The following is a 453-nucleotide window of genomic DNA, read 5'->3' on the forward strand; positions in this document are numbered from 1 at the left end:
GTCTATAACGTGCAGCCATTCATGCTGGTCGGTCTGGCGGCACTGTTTCTCGGCGAGAAAATTACCCTGCAGAAGCTGTTCTGGCTGGCGATTTCGTTCATGGGCATGCTGGCGATCGTCAGCGCCCATGGCACGCAAGGTGAGGAGGGTAACGATTACTTGATGGGGATTGCCCTGGCGTTGGGCGCCGCCTTTCTGTATGCGATCGCGGCACTGATCATCAAGCGCCTGACCGGCACGCCGCCGCACCTGATCGCGCTGATTCAAGTCTGCACCGGGGTGTTGTTGCTCGCGCCGTTCGCGCATTTCGATGCGTTGCCGCAAGGCGTCGATGCCTGGGCGAGTCTGCTGACTCTCGGGATCGTGCACACCGGTCTGATGTACGTTTTGCTGTACGGCGCGATTCAAAAATTGCCGACGGCATTGACCGGCGCGCTGTCCTTTATCTATCCG

At 59.2% G+C, this 453-nt stretch carries 1 protein-coding gene; it reads left to right on the forward strand.

Features of this window, described 5'->3' with window-relative positions; translation table 11 throughout:
• Positions 1-453 (forward strand): DMT family transporter (locus J5M71_RS28380; protein ID WP_207838958.1); only part of this gene is annotated, 453 nt, incomplete at both ends.

Origin of the sequence: Pseudomonas sp. 43(2021) (genome assembly GCF_017490805.1) — a bacterium.
Lineage (GTDB): Bacteria > Pseudomonadota > Gammaproteobacteria > Pseudomonadales > Pseudomonadaceae > Aquipseudomonas.